This window comes from Bordetella genomosp. 5, from assembly GCF_002261475.1.
GTDB lineage: Bacteria > Pseudomonadota > Gammaproteobacteria > Burkholderiales > Burkholderiaceae_B > Bordetella.
The window spans coordinates 1-19,076 of sequence record NZ_NEVN01000006.1; the positions used below are offsets into that span (position 1 = coordinate 1).

A 19,076-nucleotide genomic window follows, 5' to 3' on the forward strand; every position below is an offset into this window, starting at 1 on the left:
TTGCCGCGCCGCGCAGGCCGCGCCGCGCAGGCCGCGCCCCGCAGGCCGCGCCCCGCAGGCCGGGCCGCGTCAGGCCGGGCCGCGCCAGGCGGCCCAGGCCACGAGCGCCCACGCGGCCAGGAACGCCGTGCCGCCGAGCGGCGTGATCACGCCGAGAATCCGGGTGCCGGTCAGCGTGAGGGCGTAGAGGCTGCCGGAGAACAGAATGATGCCGATGAACATCAACCAGCCGGCCGCGGTGAGCTGCGGCGAGGCGAAGCGGGTGCCGAGAAACGCGATGACGAACAGGCCGAGCGCGTGGATGAGGTGGTAGAGCACGCCGGTCTGCCAGACCGCCAGCATGTCGGGCGTGATCATGCGCTTGAGCCCGTGCGCGCCGAAGGCCCCTGCGCCCACGGCCACGATCATGTTGATGGCGGCGAGGATGATCAGGTGGCGGTCGGTCATGGTGGCTCCGGAGCGGGCGGGATTGAGGAGCGCCTATGATAGCTCGCCTGTGCGGGTTTGCCCTGAGTCACGCTGGCGAATTCGGGCCAGTTGCTCTACGATCCGCGCCTCGGACCCGGCATTCGACCGGGTTCGCCTCGCGCCGGAATCGTTCGTCCTCATGCCTCCCACGCTCACCACGCCGCGCCTGCTGCTGCGACCCTGGCGCGACGCCGATCTGCCGGCCTTCGCCGAGCTCAATGCCGACCCGCGCGTGATGGCGCACTTTCCGAACGTGCTCGATCGCGCGGCCAGCGATGCGCTGGCCGCGCGGATCCGTGCCGCGATGGACGAGCAGGGCTACGGTCTCTGGGCGGTCGAGGTGCGCGGCGGGTCGCCGTTCATCGGCTTCGTCGGCCTGGCCCGGCCGCGCTTTTGCGCCGCGTTCACGCCCTGCGTGGAGATCGGCTGGCGGCTCGCGCAGCCGTTCTGGGGGCATGGGTTCGCCAGCGAGGGCGCGCGTGCCGCGCTGGCCTATGGCTTTCAGGAGGCGGGGCTGGACGAGATCGTGTCGTTCACCGCGCGTGGCAATCTGCGCTCACAGGCCGTGATGCGGCGTATCGGAATGCGGCGCGACGTGACGGGCGACTTCCTCCACCCGCAACTGCCCGCGGACGATGCGCTCGCCCCGCATGTGCTGTACCGGATGCGCGAACGCGACTTGTCCTTGCCCGCCGCACGGGAATGAGGGCGCGCCCGCCCGGCTCGGGCACAATGCGGGATTGCCCCGCATCCGCCGGGGCGCATGTTCGTGGATTCGTCATGTCCTTTTCGTATCGCCGTCAGTTTTTGCGCAGCGCCGCGGCGCTGGTCCTGGCCGCCGTGGCCGCCCCGCCCGCGATGGCCGCCGACCCGGGCGCCGCGAAGCCGCTCACCATCGGCGTGATCCCGAGCGTGGCCAACGAGGCCACCGAGATCGCGATCGCGCAGGCGCGCAAAGAGGGCCTGGCGGTCAAGCTGGTCGAGTTCAACGACTGGGTGCTGCCGAACATCGCGGTGGCCGATGGCTCCATCGACGCCAACTTCTTCCAGCACGAGCCGTTTCTGGCCTTGTTCAACCAGCGTCGCGGCACCTCGCTCACCCCGATCGCCTACGGCTACTCGACCACGATCGGCCTGTTCAGCAAGAAGCTGAAGAAGGGCGACGAGATTCCGCAGGGCGCCACCATCGCGGTGCCGAACGATCCGGTCAACACCGGCCGCGCCTTGCTGCTGCTGCAGCGCATCGGCCTGATCGGTCTGAAGCCCGGCGTGGGTCATCAGGCCCGCCTCGACGACATCACCGACAATCCGCGCAAGATCAAGCTGGTGCAGATCGAAGGCTCGCAGTCGGCGCGCACCTTCGACGACGTGACGGCGTCGGTCACGTACACGACCTTCGCCAAACACGCCGGCATCGACGAGAAAGACGGTCTGGCGTTCGACAACAAAGATCCCGAGGCGGTGCGCCGCTACGCGATTCGCTGGGTCACCACGCCCCAGAAGGCGCAAGACCCGCGTCTGCTGCGCTTCATCGAGATCTACCAGCAGTCGCCCGAGGTCAAGAGCACGCTGCGCCGCCTGTACGGCGAGCTGATCGACTTCCCCTGGTGATCGCGCCGGCCCGGCGTCAGCGCGCCGGGCCCATCGCCCGCAGCAGGCGGCGGTTGACCTCTTCGCACGACAGCACGCCCAGCATGGCCATGTTGCGATCGACCTCGTCGCGCAGCAGCCGGATGCCGTGCGCCACACCCGCCTCGCCGCCCACGGCGGCGGCGTAGTTCATCGGCCGGCCCACGAACACGTAGCGCGCGCCCAGCGCCAGTGCCTTGAGCACGTCGCTGCCGCGGCGGATGCCGCTGTCCATCATCACGACCATGTCGCCCGCCTCGTGCGCCACATCGGGCAGCACGCGCAGCGGCGACACCGTGCCGTCCAGCTGGCGCCCGCCGTGGTTCGACACGATGACGCCGTCCACGCCGTGGCGGCGCGCGACGGCCGCGTCGGCGGGATTCATGATGCCCTTGATCACCAGCTGGCCCTTCCAGGCGGCGCGGATGCGGGCCACGTGGGCCCAGTTGAGGTGATCGCGGGCGCTGAAGTCACGCAGCACGTTGGCCGACAGAATGGGCGCGCCACGGGTGGCGAACGAATTCTCGAAATGCGGCATGCCGTGGCGGACCAGCGTGCGCAGGAAGGTGCCCGCCAGCCAGCGCGGATGCGTGAGCCCGTCCCAGGCCAGCCGCAGGCTCGGCCGCAACGGGGTCGAGAAGCCGGTACGAACGTTGTTTTCGCGGTTGGCGGACACCGGAATGTCCACGGTCAGGACCAGCGTCTCGTAGCCGGCGCGGGCCACCCGTTCGACGAGCGCATCGATGCGTGCGGGGTCGCCGGGCAGGTAGGCCTGGAACCAGGTGCCGGGCGCCGCCGAGTGCACGTCTTCGAGCGGGATGAGCGACGATCCGCTCATGATGGCGACCACGCCGGCCGCGTGCGCGGCACGGGCCAGCGCGATGTCGCCGCGATACGCGGACAGCGCGCTGATGCCCATCGGCGCCAGACCGAAGGGCGCCGCGTAGCGCCGGCCGAACAGCTCGACCGAGGTGTCCCGCGCCGACACGTCCACCAGCACGCGGGGCGCGAAGCCGTGTTCGGCGAAGGCCGCGCGGTTGTCGTCGCGGCTCTGGTTGTTCTCGGCGGCGCCGGCAACGTAGCCGAAGATCGGCCGCGGCAGGCGGCGGCGCGCGGCGGCCTCGAAGTCGTCCAGGCTCAGAATGCCGCGCAGCGCGCGCGGCAGCGGTGTGGCGACCGGGGCGGCCTGCGGCACGGCGCCGCGCTGCGCCGGTGCGGCGCCAGGGCCGGGGTTCGCCCGCGCGACGTCGTCATGCGTTCGGCCGGAGGCAGCCGGCGCGCCGGCGGTGACGGAGACCGCGGACAGGACCGCGGACGGGGGCAGGGTGGACATAGGGCAACTCCGCGCAATAGGTTCGAGGCGGGCCGCTCGAGGTGGCCCGCCAATTCAAATCTACCGCGGGGTAGTTACGCCTGATAGCGAATAAAACAGAAGACGTTTATTCGCTTATCTTCGCTATGTGCCGGTGCGCTTAGAGCGCCGGCAGGGTGTCGAGGCCGTGCGAGGGCACCTGATCGGCCGGTTGCGCGAGCGTCTCGCCCATCCGGATCGGACCACGCACCGACGGCGTGTCGAGCCAGCGGATGCGATCGCGGCCAAACAGCACGATGACCGTGGATCCCAGCAGGAAGCGGCCCATTTCGGCGCCTTTGGCGAGATGAATGGGACCACGCGCCGACTCGTCGTAGCGCGTGGTGCGCACCTGACGCTTGTGCGGCGTCACCAGACCGGCCCAGACGGTTTCGACCGAGGCCACGATCATGGCGCCGACCAGGACCAGCGCCATCGGACCATGCTCGGTGTCGAAAATGCAGACCACGCGTTCGTTGCGGGCGAACAGCGCGGGCACGTGGCCGGCGGTCAGCGGGTTGACCGAAAACAGCCGCCCGGGCACATGCACCATCTCGCGCAACGTGCCGGCGACCGGCATGTGAACGCGGTGATAGTCGCGCGGCGAGAGGTAGATGGTGGCGAAGTCGCCGCCCATGAAGGGCTCGGCGCGCGCGGCGTCGCCGCCCAGCAATTCATTCAGGCCGTAGCTGTGGCCTTTGGCCTGGAAAATCCGGCCGTGCTCGATCGGGCCCAACTGGCTGATGGCGCCATCGGCCGGCGACAGCACCGCGCCGTGCGCCTGATCGAGCGGGCGCGCATCGGGCTTGAGCGCGCGGGTGAAAAACTCGTTGAACGACCCGTAGGCCAGCGGATCCTCGACCAATGCCTCGCGCATGTCGACCTGGTAGCGCTTCACGAAGCGCGAAATCATCCAGTTTTTGACCTCGGGCGCCCGGCAATCGGCGAAGCGGCCCATGGCGCGCGACACGAGATGGTGGGGCGCCGCGTATTGGCTGGCGAGGAAGAGTCGTTCTTTTAATGTCATAGGTGGCCGGCAGGCGGGGCGCGTTGAGCACACGATAACCGTGCGCGGCGGCGCGCCCTCGGATGGGTCGCAACGCGGGAGTGTAACTGCTTATCGCGCCCCGGCCCTACGTCTGATGTAAGCGCGTGTGCGAGACGGGGCGGCAGGTCAGAGCGCGGGAGGCGGCGCGGCGTCGTCGGCGCCGGCCGCGGCGCGTGCCAGGGCGGCTGCGCGCGCTTGCGCCAGGGTCTCGACCGCGGTGCCCGCGGGCACCTTGGTGATGCGATCGCGCTGAATGCGGATCACGCTGAAACGCGCGCTGCGGGCGGCGGCGTTTTGCAGCAGCACCGACAGCACGGCGCCCTTGTCCTGAATCCAGGTCGTTTTGCCGCGCAACAGCTTGAACGCGGACTCGGCGGTGCCGAGCTTGTAGTTCATGCCGTTGATCAGCGTGCTGTTCTTGCCGTTGAATTTCGCGGCATCCAGGTCCGTGATGGCGGCGGCATCCAGATTGGTGACGTCGTGTTCGACGCGATACACGAACTTGATCCCGCTGGCGGGATCCTTGACCACGATGAGCTTGTCCGCGCCCGAGATGTCGGAAAACATGCCGATCACTTCGGATTCGACGAGCTGGTTACCCCGCTGTTCTTCGGTGTAAAGGTAAATCGTGGGGTAGGAAGACGGAGTTTGCGACATGCCTGGATGGGTCGTGCGATTCGTAGGACGCACGCATTCTACCGTGTCGCGGCGCGCTTTGAAATACTTGGTAATGAAATGGCAAAAACCGGGAAAAAGACGAGATTCGTGTCTTATTTCCCGGCTTCGGCGCGTATATGACAGCGCGGCGGTCTGCTGCCTTCAGTCCGGCGTCAGGTGCCGAGTCGGGCCAGCGCGTCGGCCCGGATCGCCGACAGGGTCTGACCGGGGGCGATGCCATCCGCGTCGTAGCGGATTTCGAGCAGCGCGGGGAGGTTTTCGCGCTGCGCGAAGGCGAGCGCGCGCTCGAAGGCCGGACCGAAGTCCGCCGTCCGCTCGACCGCCTCGCCATGACCGCCGTAGCTCTTGATCAGCTGCGTGAAGTCGGGGTTCTGGAAGGTGAGCGCGATCGTGCGGGCCGGGAACTCGCGTTCCTGGTGCGCGCGGATCGTGCCCCACATGCCGTTGTTGAACACCAGCACCACGATGCCGAGCCGGTACTGCAGTGCCACGCCGAGCTCCTGCAGATTCATCTGGAAGCAGCCGTCGCCGGCGTAGCAGACTGCGGCACGATCGGGGTGCTCGAGCTTGGCCGAGATCGCGGCGGGCAGGCCGTAGCCCATCGAACCGACCGTGGGCGCGAGACTGGTGCCCAGGCCCGCGAACCGCCGGTAGCGATGCGGGTACAGCGCGTAATTGCCCGCGCCCACCGTAATGCAGGCATCCTGCGGCAGATGCGCATCCACATACGACGCGGCCTCGTCCAGGCACAGCGGCCCGGGCGAGGGCAGCGGCCGCAGGCTTTCCTCGTATTCGCGCCGCGCCTGGATCACGGCCTCGCCGCGCGGTACCGCGTGACCGGGCTTGAGCTGTGCCGCGGCCGCCGCGAAGCTCGCCACGTCGGCCACGATGCCCTGGGTCGGGGCGAACACGCGGCCCAGTTCATTGGCGTCGGGATACACATGAATCAGGCGCTGGCGCGGCCGCGGGCTTTCGATCAGGGTGTAGCCCTCGGTCGTGGCTTCGCCCATCCGGGTGCCCACCGCCAGCACCAGATCGGCGTCGCGGATGCGGTCGCGCAGCGCCGGCGTCATGGCCCAGCCCACGTGGCCGGCCGCGTTCGGATGACGCTGGTCGAAGCACTCCAGACGGCGCCAGGCGGTCCCCACCGGCAGTTCGAAGCGCTTGGCGAAGCCGGCGATCTGGTCGATGGCGTTGGACGTCCAGCCGCTGCCGCCCACGAGCAGGAAGGGCCGCTCGGCCTGGTCGAGCAGCTGCACCATGCGCGCCAGGTCGGTCGCGCCCGGGTGGCTGTGCGTGCGCTGGTAGCGCGGCAGGTCGGCCACGGTGGCGCGGCCCCACAGGGTGTCCTCGGGCAGCGCCAGCACCACCGGGCCCGGGCGGCCGCTGGTGGCGACCGCGTAGGCGCGCGCGATGAACTCGGGGATCCGGTCCGTGCGGTCGATCTGCGCCACCCACTTGGCCATCTGGCCGAACATGCGGCGGTAGTCGATTTCCTGGAATGCCTCGCGCTCGATGAAGTCGTTGCCGACCTGACCCACGAACAGAATCATGGGCGTCGAGTCCTGAAACGCCGTGTGCACGCCGATGCTGGCGTTGGTGGCGCCGGGGCCACGCGTGACGAAACAGATGCCCGGCTCGCCGGTCAGCTTGCCATAGGCCTCGGCCATGTACGCGGCGCCGCTTTCCTGGCGGCACACGATGGGCTCGATGGCGCCCACGTGCTCGTTGAGCGCATCGATGCAGGGCAGGTAGCTTTCGCCGGGGATCATGAAGATGCGGCGCGCGCCGTGAATGCGCAGCTGCTGCATGAGGATCTGGCCGCCGTTGCGTTCGGCCGGAGTCGGAGTGGCGGTCATGCGGCGTCTCCCTTGAGGGTGCGGACGGGCGCTTGCGCCGTCCATTGTTCGAATGCCGCGTGGCGCGCCAGCAGGCGCCGCGCGGTGTTGTACACGGGCGGGTCGATGGGGGCGGCGCCGGCGGCGGGCGCCTCGCCGCGCCGTTCGGCCTCGTAGCCCGCCACCGTCGCGGTGGCCCGCGCCACCTCGTCGGGAGCGGGTGTGAACACGGCGTGGATGGTTTCGATCTGGCCGGCGAAGGTGGCGCACTTCGATTTCAGGCCCAGGCGCCGGGCCCAGCGCAGGTCTGCTTCGAGGGCGGCGCTATCGCGGAAGTTGAACGGGCAGTCGATCGCCACGCAATCGGCGGCCACGCAGTCCACCAGGAAGCGGGCGCGCAGCGCGTGCAGCTCGATGCCGTCGGGCGCGCGCTCGGCGCCGAGGTTCGCGCTCAGGTCTTCGGCGGCCAGCAGGCAGGACGAGACCCGGGGGCTGGCGCTCAGGATGGCGAGCGCGCGCACCACGCCCAGCGCCGATTCCAGCGTGGGCACGATCTCGGTGCTGCCCAGGGGCAGGCCGAGCGCGGTTTCGTGCGCCGTGATGGCGCGGTCCAGCGCGGCGATCTGCTCGGCGCTCTCGGCGTGCGGCAGGAACACCGCGTCCGGGGCGCCGGGCATCACGCCGGCCAGGTCTTCGAGGCCGCAGTCTTCGAGTTTGTTGATGCGCGTGGCAGCCACCACGCCCTGAGCGCGGCATTCGTCGAACAGCGCCACGATGCGCTCGCGCGCCGCGGGCCGGTCGGCGGGCGCGGTGAATTCCTCGAGATCGGCCACCAGGGCATCGGGGCCCGCGGCGAGGGCGGCGCGTTGGGCTTCGGCGTTCAGCCCGGGCACGAACATCCAGCTGCGGCGCAGCGCGGGGGGACGGCGGGCGCTCATTGGACGTGCCTCGGTAGGAACAGCACCAGTTCGGGCACGAACGTGAGCAGCAGCATGACCGCGGTCATGGCCAGCATCATCCAGCTGAGCGGACGCAGGGTCTGCATCATGTTGATGCCGCCGATCTTGCACGCGGCCATCAAGTCCACCCCCACGGGCGGCGTATTGGCCCCGATCGCCATGTTGATCGACAGCAGGATGCCGAAGTGCACCGGGTCGATGTTGTAGTGCGCGAGCACGGGCATCACCACGGGCGCCACGATGATGATCACCGGGATCGCTTCCATGAAGGTGCCGAGGAGCAGCAACACCACCGTGAGCACCAGCAGCACGGCCGTCTTGCTGTCGGTCCAGTTGACCAGCAGGCTGGACAGAGCCTGCGGCACCTGTTCGGCCACCAGCACCCAGGCGAAGAGGCCGGACGCGCCGATGATCAGCAGGATGGAGGCGCTGCCTTCGCCGGTCGACTTGAGGCTGTCCCAGATCGCGCGCAGGCTGAGCGTGCGGTACCAGAAGAAGCCGATCAGCAGGGCGTAGACGATGGCGCTCGAGGCCGCCTCGGTGGCGGTGAAGATGCCGAAGCGGATGCCGCCGATGATGAGCACCGGCACCATCAGCGCGGGCAGTGCATCGATCGCGGCGGCGCGCAGCTCTGCCCAGGAGAAGGGTTGTCCGCCCGACCAGCCATGCTTGCGCGACTGCCAGATAGCCACGGCGATGAGCGCGGCGCCCAGCAGAATGCCCGGGATGATCCCGGCCAGAAACAGCTTGCCCACCGAGGTGTCGGTGATCGTGCCGTACACGATCAGGACGATGCTGGGCGGGATGATGGTGGAGGTGGCGCCGGCACTGCCGACCAGGGCGCACGAAAAGCCCTTGTCGTAGCCGGCGCGCGCCATGGCCGGAAGCAGCAGGCTGCCGATGGCGACCACGTCGGCCACCCCGGAGCCCGACAGCGCGCCGAACATCAGGCAGGCCAGCACGGCCACCACCGCCAGGCCGCCCTTGATGTCGCCGACGATGGCGGCGCACAGGCGCACGATGCGCTGGGTCAGGCCGGCGCCGTTCATGAGCTGCGCGGCGAGGATGAACAGAGGAATGGCCAGCAGCGTGAAGCTGTCCAGACCCACCACGTACTGCTGCGCCGCGACCATCATGGGCGCGGCGTCGTAGATCGCCAGGTAGGCCAGGCAGGACAGCACCAGACCGAAGGCGATGGGCATGTCGATCAACACCGTGATCGTGAACACGCCCATCAGGAAGAGGGCACCCGAAGACATCGATTAATCCTTTGCGGCGCTCGGCTCGAACAGTTGGGCCACGTGCACGATGGCCGTGATGACGCAGGCGAACGGCAGGGCCAGGTAGACGGTGCCGGCCGACACGTCGAGCGCGGGCAGGGTCTGGTCCATGGTGAGCTCGGCGAGTTGCCAGCCGGCGTAACCCAGGGCGAGCAGGCCGATGATGATGAGGACGTGGTTGGCGCGTTCGACGAAGGCGAGCACGCGGGCGTTGCGCACGAAGAACGGCAGCAGGCCTGCCATCAGGTGCGAGCGCTCGAAGCTGCAGACGACGCCGCCGATGAAGGCGGACCACACCAGCACGAGCCGCGGCAGTTCCTCGGCCCAGTGCGGCGTGGTGTGCGTGACGAAACGGGCAAAAACCACGTAGGTGATCAGGATCGCCAGCAAGGCCACCGCCAGGGCGGCGAAGGCCTTGCTGATGCCCGACAGAATGGCGGACACGCGGCTGAGCATCACTTGGCCTCGCGGTACTTCTGAACGAGGTTCATCAGCTCGGCGCCGTACACGGGCTCGTAGGTCTTCCAGACGGGCGCGACGGCGGCGGCGAAGGCGGCCTTGTCGACCTCGTTGACCTGCATGCCCTTGGCCTTGAGCTGCTCGACGAACTGCTGGTCGCCGTCGGTGATCATCTTGCGCTGTTCATCGCGCCACTTGTCGGCGGCCGCCTGCACCACCTTGCGGTCCTCGGCGGACAGCTTGTTCCAGACCGGCTTGGAGATGATCAGGTTGGCCGGACCCCAGACATGGCCGGTGAGCGACAGGTACTTCTGCACTTCGAAGAACGACGAGGTGTAGATGATGGACAGGGGATTTTCCTGGGCATCGAACACCTTCTGCTGGAGCGCGGAGTACAGCTCGCCGAAGGCCAGCGGCGCGGGGTTCGCGCCCAGCGCCGTGAAGGTGTCCAGGCGCATCTTGTCGGGCGTGACGCGGGTCTTCAGGCCGGCGAGGTCGGCCGGCTTGTTGACCGGGCCGCGATTGTTGGTCACGTGGCGAAAGCCGTTCTCCCACCACGAGATGACCATCAGATTCTTCTTCTCGGCCAGCTTGGCGAGCGCCTGGCCCAGTTCGCCGTCGTAGGCCTTGTAGGCCTGTGCCGACGAGGTCCAGGTGTAGGGCAGTTCGACCACGCCGAACTTGGGCTCGAGCGGTTGCAGCGAGCCCGAGCCGATGATGGCGGCGCCCTGGCTGCCGATCTGCAGGCCTTCGAGCATGGTCTTCTCGTTGCCGAGCTGGCCGCTCGGGAACAGGATGAAGTTCACGCGGCCGGCGGTCTTTTCCTTGACCTCCGCCGCGAAGCCTTCGGCGGCCTTGTTCCAGCTGTGGCTGGGCGCGAGCACGTGGCCCAGCTTGATGTCGAGCGCGTGGGCGGCGGGCGCCAGCGCGAGCGTGAAGCCCGCGGCGGCGAGCAGGCGGGTGAGCGTACGGTTGAGCTGCATTGTTTTCCCCTTGGGCAACTGTTCGTGCCTGTCTTGCACCGAGTCCGTCGGTGTCACGGCACGCCGGAACCGCGGCATGAACGGGCCCCGGCCGGGCGCGCGCGGCGCCAGCCTGAAGGGCATTGGAATCGGGAAAGGCCGGCGCGCAGCCGGGTCAGCGCGGCATCAGGAGCTCATCGGATGCCACCGCTGCCGAAGTCTTCGCGCAGGCGCGCCATGATGCCGACCAGGTGGTCGTGCATCGCATGGCGCGCGCGGATCGGGTCGCGGTCGGTAATGGCCGCGAGAATGCGTTCGTGTTCCTTTTGAGCTTCGACCCAGACGTTGGTCGTGACGAAGTGCTCTTCCAGGCGGTGAAACACCGGGCTGGTCGAGGACAGCTGCCAGATGTGCGAGATCGCGGCCGCCAGCGCCGCGTTGCCGCAGCCGTTGGCAATGGCGCTGTGGAAGGCGCGGTCGTGTTCGGCCGGGCCATCGGTGAGCGACATCGCTTCGTGCGCGGCGCGGATCGCGCCGATCTGCGCGGGCGAGGCCTTCTGGGCGGCCAGCGCGGCGCACTCGGGCTCCATCAGCAGGCGCGTCTCGAGCAGATCGAAGGGGCCGATGTCGGTGGCTTCGGCGCCACCCGCCGGCGCGGCGGGCAGGGCGGGTGCGCCGTATTGGCCATCGTCGCGCGGCGCGCAGACGAACACGCCGGTGCCCACGCGCACCTCGACATAGCCTTCGATTTCCAGGGCGATCAGGGCCTCGCGCACGGAGGCACGGCTCACCTGAAGCTGTTCGGCCAGCTCCCGCTCGGCCGGCAGGCGTCCGCCGGCCGGAAAGTCGCCGGCACGGATGCGCCCGGCAATCTGGTCCGCGATCATGCGGTACAGACGGGTGGAGGCGACTGCCTGGAAAGCGGCCATGCGAGGTCCTGTAAAAACTGTCTGGTGTTCTGGTGGCTCAGTGGTCAGGCCACTGACCGAAATATACCGGACGGCCGGCTGCCTCGGAATGGGCTGAGCGCCGACCAAGGCGCTTTCAAGGGAAAACCACTAGGGCGTCGGCGCGGTCGTGTGACAGCTTGTGAGTCCGGGCACGAGACTTGCTGAGGGCGCCGCCGTCGCGGGTAAGTGGTCCGTGGCAGCGCCGCGAGAGCGGCCGGCACGGCGGTCAAACGCCTCCAAACATGACAATTTGTCGCCATAGAACGGAACAAACGGTGATCTCTGCGCGCGATATGCAACAAAACCGGTATAGTCCATGGGCCTCTCTCACGTATTCTTACTATAGGCAGAGAGGTCATTCCTACCTTTCAACGAATCACGCCAACGCTGGTGCGCCCTCCGCGTGCCTCCGCCGGGAATCCTGACGCATGCCCCAATCCGCCTCGCGCTCTGCCAGTAGCTATGCGTTTCCCCGTAGTCTGCTACTCGGCTTCATCACCGCCGCGCTCGCCACCCTCGTCATCGCCTTCGTGAATGTGCGCTCCGCGGAAACCCGCGTGCAGGCCGTCGAAGCGATGGACAAGAGTACCGAGGCGCTGCGCCAGCTCAGCCTGTTCAATTCGGCCATGAAAGACGCCGAGCTGGGTCAGCGCGGCTACCTCCTGACGGGCGACATCAGCTATCTCCAGCCGTATCTGCGCTCGCTCAGCCTGATCGAGCAACGCCTCGCGGTGGTGAAAGAAGCCGCCTCGCACAATTCCGAGGAACGGCGCATCGTCAACGACATCGAGGGCATCACGCGCCAGAAGCTGGTCGAGCTGCAGAGCACGATCGATATGCGCCGCGCGGGCGACGTCGAGGGCGCGATGGCGGTCGTGCGCACCGATGCGGGCAAGGAGGCCATGGATCGCCTGCGCGACCAGGTGGCCGACCTGTACACCCGGATGATGCGCAACATCGAAGAGCGCCGCGAGATCTGGTCCGACGCCGCGACCCTGTCCGCGTACTACTCCTGGGGCGGTTCGCTGGTGCTGCTGGTGCTGATCCTGGCGTCCGCCGGCATGACCATCCGCGAGCACCGTGCCAAGTCGCGCCAGCAATGGGTGCAGGCGGGCCTGTCGGGCCTGAGCCTGAAGCTGCAGGGCGACCACCGGCTGGAGGAGATCGGCCAACGAACGCTGGAATTCCTGGCCGACTACGTCAAGGCGGACGTGGGCGCGGGCTACGTGGTCGAGCGCGTGGGCGGCGAGTTGCAGCTGTTCGGCGGCTACGGCCTGGCGCGCGAGCGGCTCGAGAACAAGGTGCAGCCGGGCGAAGGCCTGGCAGGCCAGGCCGTGAGCTCGCGCAAGCTGCTGCACGTGCGCAATGTGCCGGCGGGACACCTGCCGGTGTCGTCGGCCACGGGCAGCTCCAATCCGGCCGAGCTCATTCTGGCGCCCGCGATGCAGAATGGCCGGGTCTACGCCGTGATCGAGCTGGGCTTCAACCACCAGGTGGGCGAGGCCGAGCGCGAGCTGCTGCAGGGCGCATCCGAGTCGCTGGCCGTGGCGATCCGCGCCGGCATCGACCGCAGCCGCCTGGAAGCGCTGCTCGAAGAGACCCAGCGCCAGTCCGAAGAGCTGCAGACCCAGCAGGAGGAACTGCGGGTCAGCAACGAAGAGCTGGAGCAGCAAAGCCGCATCCTGCAGGAGTCGCAGGCGCGCATGGAACTGCAGCAGACCGAGCTCGAGCAGACCAACGCCAACCTCGAAGAGCAGACGCAGCAGCTCGAGCACCAGCGCGAGCAGTTGCTGCGGGCCCAGAGCGCCCTGACCGACAAGGCACGCGAGCTGGAGCAGGCCAGCCATTACAAGAGCGAGTTCCTGGCCAATATGAGCCATGAGCTGCGCACGCCGCTGAATTCCACCCTGATTCTGGCCAAGCTGCTGGGCGATAACCGCACCGGCAACCTGAGTCCGGAGCAGGTGAAATACGCGCAGACGATCCACGCCGCGGGCACCGACCTGCTCACGCTCATCAATGACATCCTGGATCTGGCCAAGATCGAATCCGGCCAGGCCACGGTGTCGGTGGAGCCGGTGGTGATCGAGCAGGCCATGCAGCGGCTCATCGATCCGCTGCGCCCGATCGCCGAAGAAAAGGGCGTGGCCCTGACGCTGGAGATCGATCCGGGCGTGCCCGCGCGCATGGATACCGACGCCGGCCGTCTGGGGCAGGTGATCAAGAACCTGCTGTCGAACGCGCTGAAGTTCACCGAGCAGGGCTCGATCCATCTGCGCGTGACGCGCACGCCGCAAGGCATGCTGTCGTTCGCCGTGCAGGACACCGGCATCGGCATCGCCCAAGACCAGCAACAACTGATTTTCGAAGCCTTCCGTCAGGCCGACGGCAGCACGCACCGCAAGTACGGCGGCACCGGGCTGGGTCTGTCGATTTCGCGCGATCTGGCTGCCCTGCTGGGCGGCAGCATTTCGGTCTCGAGCGCGCCGGGGCAGGGCAGCGTGTTCACGCTGGTGCTGCCGGTGAGCATCGAAGGGGGCGCGGATGTCCGGCCCGGGACGACGTCGAGCGCGGACTTCCGCGCCGCGCGTCCGTCGGCGCCGCCCGTCTCCGACGCCCCGCGGACCCTGGCGCCCGCGCCGGCCCCCGCCGCGCCGCCGGCTCAGGGCGAGGCCGCGCAGGCACCTGCCGCGCCGCCGCCCGGTGGCCGCCGCATTCTGGTGATCGAGGACGACAAGCGCTTCGCCGGCATCCTGGCCGATCTGGCCGAGGAAATGGATTTTCATTGCCATCTGGCGCATACCGCGGCCGAGGGCCTGGCTTACGCCGAGAAGTACCGTCCGAACGCGATCGTGCTCGACATCAACCTGCCCGATTTCTCGGGTCTGGGCGTGCTCGATCAGCTCAAGCGCAATCCTTACACGCGCCATATCCCGGTGCATGTGGTCTCGGTGGCCGACTACACGCAGGAGGCCATGGGCCGCGGCGCGGTCGGCTACGCGCTCAAGCCGGTCAAGCGCGATGAGCTGGTGCTGGCGCTGCAGCGCCTCGAGGCCAAGTTCACGCAGGATCTGCGCCGCGTCCTGATCGTCGAGGACGACGACCGCCAGCGCGAAAGCGTGCGCGAGTTGCTGGCCCGCAATGATGTCGAGATCGTGTGCGCCGATACGGCCGCCGCCGCGCTGGAGCTGCTGCGCGGCGCGACCTTCGACTGCGTGGTGATGGACCTGAACCTGCCCGATATCAGCGGCTATGAGCTGTTGCAGCAGATGACGGAGCAGGAGGGCGTGTCGTTCCCGCCGGTGATCGTCTATACCGGCCGCGCGCTCTCGCGCGACGAAGAGCAGGAACTGCGTCGTTTCTCGCGTTCCATCATCATCAAGGACGCGCGCTCGCCCGAACGCCTGCTCGACGAAGTGACGCTGTTCCTGCATCAGGTGGAAGCCGAGCTGCCGCTCGAGCAGCGCCAGATGCTGGAGCTCGCCCGCAGCCGCGACACGGCGCTGGAGGGCCGCACGGTCCTGATCGTGGAGGACGACGTGCGCAACGTGTTCGCCCTGTCGAGCATTCTCGAGCCGACCGGCATGCAGGTCGAGATCGCCCGCAACGGCCGCGAGGCGCTCGAGGCGCTGGCGCGCGCCGGCACGGCCGGTCATCCCGCCGTGGACCTGGTGCTGATGGACATCATGATGCCCGAGATGGACGGCTACACCGCCATGCGCGAGATCCGCAACCGGCCCGAGTGGCGCCGCCTGCCGATCATCGCACTGACGGCCAAGGCCATGAAAGACGACCAGGAGAAGTGCCTGGCGGCCGGCGCGAACGACTACATTGCGAAGCCGCTCGACGTGGAAAAACTGCTGTCGCTGGTCCGCGTGTGGATGCCCAAATAGGTCCCGAGCCTGCATAGCCGTTGAAGCACACCATGTCCCAGCCCGCCAAGATCCGTACCGCCGACATCGAGCAGCGCTTGCTGATCGATGCCATTTTTCATCGGTACCACTACGATTTCCGGGGGTATGCGCAGGCCTCGCTCAAGCGGCGCCTGCATACCGCCCTCAGTCAGTTCGGATGCAAGACCTTGTCGCAGCTGCAGGATAGAGTGCTGCACGAGCCCTCGGTGTTCACCGCGCTGCTTCAGTACCTCACGGTGCAGGTCAGCGACATGTTTCGCGATCCGAGCTACTTCCTGTCGTTGCGCCAGGAGGTGATCCCGATCCTGCGCACCTATCCCTCGATCAAGGTCTGGGTGGCGGGCTGCAGCGCAGGCGAAGAGGTGTACTCGCTCGCCATCCTGCTGCACGAGGAAGGGCTGCTGGATCGCACGCTGATCTATGCCACCGACATCAACCCGCATGCCTTGCGCGCGGCGGAGCAGGGCGTGTTCGACCTGGATCGGGCGGCCGCATTCACCGAAAACCATGCCCGCGCCGGCGGACGCAGCTCCCTGTCGGATTACTACACGGCCCGCTACGGCCGCGTGATGTTCGACAAGGGCCTGCGCGAACACATGGTGTTCTCGGATCACAGCCTCGCCACCGACAGCGTGTTCGCCGAGATGCATCTGATCTCGTGCCGCAACGTGCTGATCTATTTCGAGCGCGACCTCCAGGACCGCGCGCTGGGCCTGTTTCACGATGCCCTGTGCCATCGCGGCTTTCTGGGCCTGGGTGCGAAGGAGTCGTTGCGCTTCTCGGGCCAGGCCAACGCCTTCGACGATTTCGTGCTCGAAGACCGCATCTACCGCAAGAAGGCGGGCCGTTGATGCCGCGTACCGACACGCCCGCCGCCAACGCCCACGACGCCATCGTGATGGGCGGCTCCTCGGGGGCCATCGACGCGTTGATGGATATCCTGCCGGCGCTGCCGGCGGGGCTGCGGGCCGCCGTGCTGGTGGTGCTGCATCTGCCGCGCCACCGGCGCAGCCTGCTGGTCGAGATCTTTGGCCAGCGCTGCGCCTTGCCCGCCGTCGAGGCCGAGGACCAGATGCCGATCGAGCCGGGGCATGTGTATTTCGCCGCGCCCGATTACCACCTGCTGGTCGACGCCGGCCCGCGCCTGTCGCTGTCCATCGATCCGCCGGTGCACTTTTCGCGCCCCTCGATCGACGTGCTGTTCGAGACCGCGGCCGAATGCTATGGCGACCGCCTGATCGGCATTCTGTTGTCCGGCGCCAATGAAGACGGCGCCCGCGGTCTGGCCGCCATCGACGCGGCGGGCGGTCTCACCGTGGTGCAGACCCCGGCGAGCGCTTCGATGCCCGCCATGCCCGACGCCGCGCTGGCCCGCCTGCGTGCGCACCATGTGCTGCCTCCCCCCGACATCGCCACGCTGCTCGCGCAACGCCATGCGCAGCGTTTGCTGTGAACCCACGCTTAACCGGAACCATGATCTCTTCGCCCGACACGACCACCGACGACCGCATCAAGTGCCTGCTGGTCGACGACGTCCCGGAAAACCTGGTCGCGCTGCAGGCCCTGCTCGAGAACGACCGGGTGCAGGTGCTGAAGGCGCAGTCGGGATCCGAAGCGCTCGAGCTGCTGCTCAACCACGGTGATGTGGCGCTGGCGCTGCTCGATGTGCAGATGCCCGAGATGAACGGCTTCGAGCTGGCCGAGCTGATCCGCGGCAGCGAGCGCACCCGTCATATCCCGCTCATTTTCATGACGGCGGGTTCGCGCGAGCACAACTGGCAGTTCCGCGGTTACGAGACCGGCGCGGTGGACTTTCTGTACAAGCCCATCGATCCGTACATGTTGAGCACCAAGGCGAACGTGTTTTTCGAGCTGCACGAGCGCAAGCGCGCCCTGGCGCAGCAACTGCAGGAGCGCACCGAGGCGCTGCGGGTCAATGAAATGTTCATGGCCGTGCTGAGTCACGACCTGCGCACGCCGCTGCAGTCCATCACGATCGCGGCGACGCTGCTGCAGCGCCAGATCGACGCGGCGCGCGTGAGCAGCATCGCCGGACGCATGCTTCAGAGCAGCGAACGCATGGCGCGCATGATCGAGGACCTGCTGGACGTGACCCGCATCCGCCAGACCGGTGGCCTGACGGTCACCCCCACGCGCCTGAGCATGCAGACGCTGGTGCAGCGCACCCTCGATGAAGTCCAGACCGGGCATCCGGACCGGCTCATCGAAATGCACCTCGACGGCAATCCGCTCGGTACCTGGGACGGCGAGCGCATGTGCCAGGTGCTGGCGAATCTGGTGGGCAACGCGATCCATCACGGCGATCCGGCCGTGCCTGTACGGGTGCAGATCGATGGCGGCGCGATCGACCGGGTCACGGTGACGGTCAGCAACGGCGGCACCATCCCGCCCGACCTGCTGCCACACCTGTTCAACCCGTTCCGCGGCGGCGAGCGCCGCCCGGGCGAGCATCAGGGTCTGGGATTGGGTCTGTTCATCGCGCAGCAGATCGTGATCACGCACGGGGGCTGCATCGAAGCGGGCTCGCGCGACGGCATCACGTCGTTCCGCGTGGAGCTGCCGCGCGAGGTGGCGCCGGGCACGCGCAAGGCGGTGCTTTAAAGAACCGCCGCCGACGCGGGGTCGCAGGCAAGGCGCCTTGGCAGAAAGGGACGGCCCGTTGGACCGCCCCTCGCCAGGTTCAGGACGGACGAATGCGGCGGGCGCGCAGCGGCTCGGCCTGGCCGCTCTCGGCGGCGAGCACGTGGTAGAAGAACGAGAGATTGTCTTCGGCGCCATTGGCGAGCTGGCTGTAGGCCTTCGCGATGGGGCTGATCCAGGTGCCGCCCGGCATCTGCAGCACCAGCGGCACGCCGCCGCTGGCCTCGCCCTTGCCCAGCGGCGAGGTGGACGCGTGGGCCCAGCGCGCATGCAGATGGCGCACGATCACTTCGCCGGCATAACAGCCGAACAAAAACACCGTATTGCGCACGGCCGCGGCGCTATTGCCGCTCGCATGAAAATCCTGGATCAGGCCGTCGATCACGCGCAGCGAGGCCGGCGTGAAATCCAGGGTCACGCCTTCGATATTCCGGACCACGTTGACGACCACGCCCGCGAGATCGGGGGCGTGTTCGGGAGTGGGCGGATAGGGCAGTTTCAGTTCCATGCCGGGCCTGCTTAGAGATGCCGCGTGGGCGGCGGGTGTTCGGAAGCGGTGATCGGGGGGTTCGATCGGTGGCACGCTGCGTCGTCGCGCGTCGCGCCGATGCGCCGTTGCGCCGGTGCGCCGGTGCGCCGTTGCGCCGGTGTGCCGGTCCGCACGGTAACACAGCCTGATCTTAGCGGGTCGCGGCGACGGACGGGAAATGGCAGAAGCGGCGAGGATCGTGATCGGCGCAGGGAGGGGGGCGGAAGCAGCGCGGATCGTGGTCGGCGCAGGGGGGGGGCGGGCGCTGGCGCGGTGGTACGACAGTGCCCTGGCGCGGATCGCGCCGGGGGTTGCCGGCTCGATCGTGCCGCGGGCCGGGGTGGCACGTC

At 68.2% G+C, this 19,076-nt stretch carries 17 protein-coding genes; 6 read left to right on the forward strand and 11 right to left on the reverse strand.

Features of this window, described 5'->3' with window-relative positions; all coding sequences use genetic code 11:
* Positions 1 to 69 precede the first annotated feature (69 nt).
* The gene (locus tag CEK29_RS11685; protein ID WP_094800141.1) at positions 70 to 447 is read right to left on the reverse strand and encodes a DUF423 domain-containing protein; all 378 of its coding nucleotides are present in this window, start codon (positions 445 to 447) and stop codon (positions 70 to 72) included.
* A 160-nt stretch (positions 448 to 607) separates the two neighbouring features.
* On the opposite strand from CEK29_RS11685, the gene CEK29_RS11690 reads away from it, so the two are divergent.
* Together CEK29_RS11690 and CEK29_RS11695 are read left to right on the forward strand one after the other, a co-directional pair.
* On the forward strand, positions 608 to 1,174 hold the full coding sequence (locus CEK29_RS11690) for a GNAT family N-acetyltransferase (RefSeq protein ID WP_094858199.1): 567 nt from the start codon (positions 608 to 610) through the stop codon (positions 1,172 to 1,174).
* A gap of 152 nt (positions 1,175 to 1,326) precedes the next feature.
* On the forward strand, positions 1,327 to 2,079 hold the full coding sequence (locus tag CEK29_RS11695) for a MetQ/NlpA family ABC transporter substrate-binding protein (RefSeq protein WP_249279046.1): 753 nt from the start codon (positions 1,327 to 1,329) through the stop codon (positions 2,077 to 2,079).
* A 16-nt stretch (positions 2,080 to 2,095) separates the two neighbouring features.
* Here CEK29_RS11695 and CEK29_RS11700 read toward each other — a convergent pair whose 3' ends face one another.
* The 9 genes from CEK29_RS11700 to CEK29_RS11740 all read right to left on the reverse strand — a co-directional run bounded on the left by CEK29_RS11700 (position 2,096) and on the right by CEK29_RS11740 (position 11,601).
* Entirely contained in the window at positions 2,096 to 3,430 is a 1,335-nt protein-coding gene (locus CEK29_RS11700; protein ID WP_094858200.1) for an alpha-hydroxy acid oxidase, read from the reverse strand.
* Positions 3,431 to 3,569: 139 nt separating this feature from the next.
* The gene (gene asd / locus CEK29_RS11705; RefSeq protein WP_094858201.1) at positions 3,570 to 4,475 is read right to left on the reverse strand and encodes an archaetidylserine decarboxylase; all 906 of its coding nucleotides are present in this window, start codon (positions 4,473 to 4,475) and stop codon (positions 3,570 to 3,572) included.
* A gap of 147 nt (positions 4,476 to 4,622) precedes the next feature.
* Positions 4,623 to 5,153, reverse strand: coding sequence for a hypothetical protein (locus CEK29_RS11710; RefSeq protein WP_249279031.1), 531 nt, complete (start codon positions 5,151 to 5,153; stop codon positions 4,623 to 4,625).
* A gap of 173 nt (positions 5,154 to 5,326) precedes the next feature.
* Positions 5,327 to 7,033, reverse strand: a complete 1,707-nt coding sequence (locus tag CEK29_RS11715) for a thiamine pyrophosphate-binding protein (protein ID WP_094858202.1) — start codon at positions 7,031 to 7,033, stop codon at positions 5,327 to 5,329.
* Positions 7,030 to 7,950, reverse strand: a complete 921-nt coding sequence (locus CEK29_RS11720) for an HpcH/HpaI aldolase/citrate lyase family protein (RefSeq protein ID WP_255176140.1) — start codon at positions 7,948 to 7,950, stop codon at positions 7,030 to 7,032. The genes CEK29_RS11715 and CEK29_RS11720 overlap by 4 nt, the downstream gene beginning before the upstream one ends.
* Positions 7,947 to 9,230, reverse strand: a complete 1,284-nt coding sequence (locus CEK29_RS11725; protein ID WP_094858203.1) for a TRAP transporter large permease — start codon at positions 9,228 to 9,230, stop codon at positions 7,947 to 7,949. Before CEK29_RS11725 ends, CEK29_RS11720 begins: the two co-directional genes overlap by 4 nt.
* A 3-nt stretch (positions 9,231 to 9,233) precedes the next feature.
* Positions 9,234 to 9,707, reverse strand: coding sequence for a TRAP transporter small permease (locus tag CEK29_RS11730; RefSeq protein WP_094800134.1), 474 nt, complete (start codon positions 9,705 to 9,707; stop codon positions 9,234 to 9,236).
* Positions 9,707 to 10,693 carry a TRAP transporter substrate-binding protein gene (locus CEK29_RS11735; protein WP_094800133.1) on the reverse strand — a complete coding sequence of 329 codons (987 nt, stop codon included), beginning with the start codon at positions 10,691 to 10,693 and terminating at the stop codon, positions 9,707 to 9,709. Before CEK29_RS11735 ends, CEK29_RS11730 begins: the two co-directional genes overlap by 1 nt.
* A gap of 173 nt (positions 10,694 to 10,866) precedes the next feature.
* Complete coding sequence (locus CEK29_RS11740) at positions 10,867 to 11,601, reverse strand: FadR/GntR family transcriptional regulator (RefSeq protein WP_094800132.1); 735 nt, start codon at positions 11,599 to 11,601, stop codon at positions 10,867 to 10,869.
* 449 nt (positions 11,602 to 12,050) lie between these two features.
* Between CEK29_RS11740 and CEK29_RS11745 the strand changes: the two genes are divergently transcribed.
* Genes CEK29_RS11745 through CEK29_RS11760 form a run of 4 tightly spaced genes read left to right on the forward strand, consistent with a single transcriptional unit; the run spans position 12,051 to position 18,158 of the window.
* Complete coding sequence (locus CEK29_RS11745; protein ID WP_094858204.1) at positions 12,051 to 15,515, forward strand: response regulator; 3,465 nt, start codon at positions 12,051 to 12,053, stop codon at positions 15,513 to 15,515.
* A gap of 32 nt (positions 15,516 to 15,547) precedes the next feature.
* Complete coding sequence (locus CEK29_RS11750) at positions 15,548 to 16,387, forward strand: CheR family methyltransferase (RefSeq protein ID WP_094800130.1); 840 nt, start codon at positions 15,548 to 15,550, stop codon at positions 16,385 to 16,387.
* A complete protein-coding gene (locus CEK29_RS11755) occupies positions 16,387 to 16,989 on the forward strand; it encodes a chemotaxis protein CheB (protein WP_094800129.1) in 603 nt (200 codons plus the stop codon). The genes CEK29_RS11750 and CEK29_RS11755 overlap by 1 nt, the downstream gene beginning before the upstream one ends.
* Before the next feature lie 20 nt (positions 16,990 to 17,009).
* The gene (locus CEK29_RS11760; RefSeq protein WP_094800128.1) at positions 17,010 to 18,158 is read left to right on the forward strand and encodes a hybrid sensor histidine kinase/response regulator; all 1,149 of its coding nucleotides are present in this window, start codon (positions 17,010 to 17,012) and stop codon (positions 18,156 to 18,158) included.
* A gap of 79 nt (positions 18,159 to 18,237) precedes the next feature.
* Here the strand turns inward: CEK29_RS11760 and CEK29_RS11765 are convergent, their stop codons facing one another.
* Positions 18,238 to 18,705 (reverse strand): hypothetical protein, encoded by a 468-nt coding sequence (locus CEK29_RS11765; RefSeq protein ID WP_094800127.1) that lies wholly within the window; start codon positions 18,703 to 18,705, stop codon positions 18,238 to 18,240.
* Between the last annotated feature and the right edge of the window lie 371 nt (positions 18,706 to 19,076).

Bases quoted from the DNA above. Each gene is read 5' to 3' on its own strand.
- CEK29_RS11685 (WP_094800141.1), bottom strand. From the start codon at position 447: ATGACCGACCGCCACCTGATCATCCTCGCCGCCATCAACATGATCGTG.
- CEK29_RS11690 (WP_094858199.1), top strand. From the start codon at position 608: ATGCCTCCCACGCTCACCACGCCGCGCCTGCTGCTGCGACCCTGGCGC.
- CEK29_RS11695 (WP_249279046.1), top strand. From the start codon at position 1,327: ATGGCCGCCGACCCGGGCGCCGCGAAGCCGCTCACCATCGGCGTGATC.
- CEK29_RS11700 (WP_094858200.1), bottom strand. From the start codon at position 3,430: ATGTCCACCCTGCCCCCGTCCGCGGTCCTGTCCGCGGTCTCCGTCACC.
- asd (WP_094858201.1), bottom strand. From the start codon at position 4,475: ATGACATTAAAAGAACGACTCTTCCTCGCCAGCCAATACGCGGCGCCC.
- CEK29_RS11710 (WP_249279031.1), bottom strand. From the start codon at position 5,153: ATGTCGCAAACTCCGTCTTCCTACCCCACGATTTACCTTTACACCGAA.
- CEK29_RS11715 (WP_094858202.1), bottom strand. From the start codon at position 7,033: ATGACCGCCACTCCGACTCCGGCCGAACGCAACGGCGGCCAGATCCTC.
- CEK29_RS11720 (WP_255176140.1), bottom strand. From the start codon at position 7,950: ATGAGCGCCCGCCGTCCCCCCGCGCTGCGCCGCAGCTGGATGTTCGTG.
- CEK29_RS11725 (WP_094858203.1), bottom strand. From the start codon at position 9,230: ATGTCTTCGGGTGCCCTCTTCCTGATGGGCGTGTTCACGATCACGGTG.
- CEK29_RS11730 (WP_094800134.1), bottom strand. From the start codon at position 9,707: ATGCTCAGCCGCGTGTCCGCCATTCTGTCGGGCATCAGCAAGGCCTTC.
- CEK29_RS11735 (WP_094800133.1), bottom strand. From the start codon at position 10,693: ATGCAGCTCAACCGTACGCTCACCCGCCTGCTCGCCGCCGCGGGCTTC.
- CEK29_RS11740 (WP_094800132.1), bottom strand. From the start codon at position 11,601: ATGGCCGCTTTCCAGGCAGTCGCCTCCACCCGTCTGTACCGCATGATC.
- CEK29_RS11745 (WP_094858204.1), top strand. From the start codon at position 12,051: ATGCCCCAATCCGCCTCGCGCTCTGCCAGTAGCTATGCGTTTCCCCGT.
- CEK29_RS11750 (WP_094800130.1), top strand. From the start codon at position 15,548: ATGTCCCAGCCCGCCAAGATCCGTACCGCCGACATCGAGCAGCGCTTG.
- CEK29_RS11755 (WP_094800129.1), top strand. From the start codon at position 16,387: ATGCCGCGTACCGACACGCCCGCCGCCAACGCCCACGACGCCATCGTG.
- CEK29_RS11760 (WP_094800128.1), top strand. From the start codon at position 17,010: ATGATCTCTTCGCCCGACACGACCACCGACGACCGCATCAAGTGCCTG.
- CEK29_RS11765 (WP_094800127.1), bottom strand. From the start codon at position 18,705: ATGGAACTGAAACTGCCCTATCCGCCCACTCCCGAACACGCCCCCGAT.